At 64.3% G+C, this 3688-nt stretch carries 3 protein-coding genes; 1 reads left to right on the top strand and 2 read right to left on the bottom strand.

Going from position 1 to position 3688, the window contains the following annotated elements:
- Positions 1-267: 267 nt before the first annotated feature.
- A complete protein-coding gene (locus CP49_RS16340) occupies positions 268-573 on the bottom strand; it encodes a Ku family protein (RefSeq protein ID WP_057851247.1) in 306 nt (101 codons plus the stop codon).
- Complete coding sequence (locus CP49_RS16335) at positions 570-1328, bottom strand: Ku protein (RefSeq protein ID WP_197423130.1); 759 nt, start codon at positions 1326-1328, stop codon at positions 570-572. Before CP49_RS16335 ends, CP49_RS16340 begins: the two co-directional genes overlap by 4 nt.
- A gap of 429 nt (positions 1329-1757) precedes the next feature.
- On the opposite strand from CP49_RS16335, the gene CP49_RS46065 reads away from it, so the two are divergent.
- Positions 1758-3688, top strand: a 1931-nt coding sequence (locus tag CP49_RS46065; RefSeq protein WP_057851245.1) for a transglycosylase domain-containing protein, incomplete at its 3' end; no start/stop codon positions are given.

Here is a 3688-nt window from a genome sequence, read left to right as displayed (position 1 = left end):
CTGAATCCCGTCCCCGCCTTCTTGCGCCGAATACCAGGCCGTTCGTCGGAAACATAACTCAGGCCCGCAGATTCGGCGGCATCCCGCGGGTCGACGATCGCCTGCGCGCTATCCGGTGGCTCGACCAGTGACACACCGCCTCCTATCCTGCCTCCAAATGAACCTTTCTGATGAAAGGGGGTTCCTCGAGCGGCATGAGCTGTCAGACAGCGCCACCCTTTGCACTGGCTCGAAGAGCGGGCGCCGCTGAAGCTATGGCTCGTTGGGTCAATCGGCTCTGCGGTAGCGCCCGCCGCGCCTTCCCGTGGCCGGTTTCGCCCCGCTGCTCCGGCGGGTAGGCTTTGCCGGGCGCTCGGCGGCGACGCTTCGCCGGAGCGCGTCCATGAGATTGACGACGTTCTCGCGCGACGGCTTGACTGGAGGGGCCTGCGCGGGCGGCTTCGCCTGTTTCTTGCGCAGGATGCGCACGAGCGCGCTGCGATAGTGATCCTCCAGCATAGCAGGATCGAAATCGGCCGACTTCGTCTGGATGATGTGCTGCGCGAGCTTCATCATTTCGGGCGGCAGCTTCATCTCGGGAATCTCGCTGAAATATTCCGACTCATTTCGAATCTCGTGCGCGAAGCGCAGCGTTGCGCTGCGGAGGCCGCGGCCCGTCGGCTCGAGCAGAAACGGCCGCTCGCGTGAGGACAGTCGCGCGCAAGGCCGATAACGGCCTCTCGGCTCATCGCATCTCGGATCACCGCAAACGATTCTTGACTGATCTCCTCGCGGGGCATGATGTAGTACGGCTTCTCGAAATATCGCGAATCGATCTGCCCGGCGGGAAGGAAGCGCTCGATTTGGATTGTGCGCGTGTTCTGCAGCCGCGGGAAAGTGACGGCTTCCTCCTCCTCGTCTTCATCATCATATTCCACCGTGCCCTCTTTGGCGGCCTCCTCGTGAAGGCTGGCGGGAACGGTTGGCGGGCTTTCACGGCGGGGCGGAACGGCCAGCTCCACCTCACCAGCCGCCGGGCGCTCGCGTCGCGCTTGTTCAAGGTCTCGGTCCTCGACCAGCATAAATTCGTTCTCGCCGACCTCATAGCCGCGCGCCTTGTCCGCTGCGTCTATGGCTTGGCCGGTAACGGAATCGATGAGTTTCTGTTTGAGGCGATGGCCTGTTCGCCGGTTGACCTGCCGAAAGGAGATCCGCTCGACGGCCGAGCTTGCGGGATAGAGCGCGATAGGACACGAGACGAAGGACAGCTTCAGATAACCCTTCCAGTAGGGTCGGGATGCCGGCACCGGAAACTCCAACGCAAAAGGGGTACAATAGCCGATGGCCAAGACCCGCGGTATCAACGGACGGAAGGGTCAGGAGTTTCAGGGTGGCCCGTGTTTCGCATCTCTTACAGGGCCCTGCGGAGATTCGAGCCCGCCGCTGCTACGTCCTGCGTCAAGCAGGCTCGACGCTCAAACGTCGAGTTTCAACGGCATCGCACAAATACGGGCTCAGGGCAGGATCGCTTTTGACCCAAGAGACGCGCTCGATTGCGCACCAAACAGCTCTTTAAGCCCAACCCGTCGGACTCTGCGGTGCAGCCACGCCGCCTGAGAGCGTGGGCCCGCAAGTTGGCTTCCTCGCTCGAGGAGCTAGTTTGGCGACCACGAAACTGCGGCGATTCGACAGGCGCGATCGGAAACGAAATCGTGGTCTTGGCCGTTGTCGGGCGTGACGCGTCCTTGTCACGTTGAAACCACGAACCGGCAAACCCCATGCGCCATAGTTCCGACCTGCAGGACGGTTCCGCGGAAATTGCGCGGCATGCGGCCGACTCGGTACAGCGTCCGCCGGCGGACGCTTCCAAGCGTACTGGGTCCGAGGTGATCCCGTCTTCCGAGGCCACCGGCGCGCGGCAGGACCAACCGGGGAGCTTACGCAGTGCGACGGCTGGGCGGGCCTTGTTCAGTGCCATCAAGTCGGACCTGATGACGTTTGGGCAATATCTCACGCAATTGCGGGGCGCAGCCCTGGCGAAGTGGCGGCGGAAGGCGGACCAGCGCGGCAAGCGCACAGCGACGAAAGGCGAGGGGGAAGTGCGGCGCCGCAGTATCGCCATCGTGGCGTTCATCCAGGGCATGGTCATGGCGACACTAGTTGTGGCCATCGTGATCACCGGTGGCATCCTGTGGGCGCTGTACGGCGCGCCGTCTGCTGACACGCCGGCGCGCTTCGACCGGCATTCCCTTCTGCTGAAAGCGGCGGACGGCCGCTCGCTCGGACGCGCCGGACCTCTCGCGGACGCAGCTGCCCGCAACGCCTTCCCGGACCTGCTCGTCAAGGCGGTGCTGAGCATCGAAGATCGCCGCTTCTACCAGCATGTCGGGATCGATGCCCTCGCGATGCTGCGCGCAGCGACGGTGAACCTCGATTCCGGCGGGGTTGTCCAGGGCGGGAGCACAATCACCCAGCAGCTCGTGAGGCTGCGCGGTCTTGTCGGGCGCGAACAGTCGATGAACCGCAAACTGCGCGAGGCATTCGCAGCGCTATGGCTCGACTTTCACATGGATAAGGACGCGATCCTCACCGAATACCTGAACCGCGTCTATCTTGGCGGCGGAGCCTACGGAGTATCGTCCGCCGCGAGCGTGTATTTCGGCAAGAGCTTGGCCGCGCTTTCCTTGGCTGAAGCCGCCATGCTCGCCGGTCTGATTCAGGCGCCTTCGGGGTACAATCCAATCCGCAATCCTGAAGCCGCGCGTCAGCGGGCCGCGCAGGTGCTCGATGCCATGGTCGCAACCGGAGCCATCGACGAAAGGACCGCCTCGGAAGCCAAACGCGCGCCGGCCGAGGCAAAGACCGTTGCTGAGTTTGCGCCTGCCACCTCCTGGTTTGGCGACTGGATCGCCAGGCACGAGTATCCAAAAGTGGCCGGCAAAGATGCGCGCACCGTCACAGTGCGAACGACGCTGGTGCCCGAATTGCAACAAACGGCGGAACGGATCATCGCAGACACGCTGAAGATGCCGGGGCGCGGCGGGCCATCACAGGCCGCGCTTGTCGCCATGCGGCCCGACGGTGCCGTTGTCGCCATGGTTGGCGGGCGCGATTACGATGAAAGTCAGTTCAATCGTGCCGCGGACGCGCGGCGGCAACCGGGCTCCGCGTTCAAGCTGTTCGTCTACTATGCCGCCCTGCGTAACGGTTTTTCGCTCGGCGACGTCGTCGATGCCTCGCCGCTCCAGGTCAAGCGCTGGGAGCCGCAGAATTTCGGCGGCCGCCGCTACGGCAGGATGACTCTGGAGCAGGCTTTCGCGCAGTCTGTCAACACGGCGGCGGTGCGGCTCGCGACCGATATCGGACTCGACAAGGTGGTTGCCGCGGCGCGGGATCTTGGCATTGACGCGCCGCTGCCCGCAGTCCCCAGTCTCGCCCTTGGCACCGCCGAGCTGCCGCTCGTCGACCTTGCCGGCGCGTTTGCATCAGTGCGTGCAGGTCGGCGGGTCGATCCGTTCGGAATAACGGCATTCGGCCCGGAAAACGAGGGACTGCGCACTCTCGGCGCGCCCACGGGCGCCGAGTTGGCGTTTCACGAAGAGTTGGTGACGCTCCTGCGCGGCGTGGTGACGAGCGGCACCGGCCGAAGCGCTGATACCGGCGGCTTCGTTGCCGGCAAGACGGGCACCAGTCAGGATCATCGCGATGC

It is taken from the genome of Bradyrhizobium valentinum, assembly GCF_001440405.1.
GTDB classification, from domain to species: Bacteria; Pseudomonadota; Alphaproteobacteria; order Rhizobiales; family Xanthobacteraceae; genus Bradyrhizobium; species Bradyrhizobium valentinum.
The sequence above is the reverse complement of the archived record's forward strand: the minus strand, read 5'-3'. Positions and strand labels throughout refer to the sequence as shown.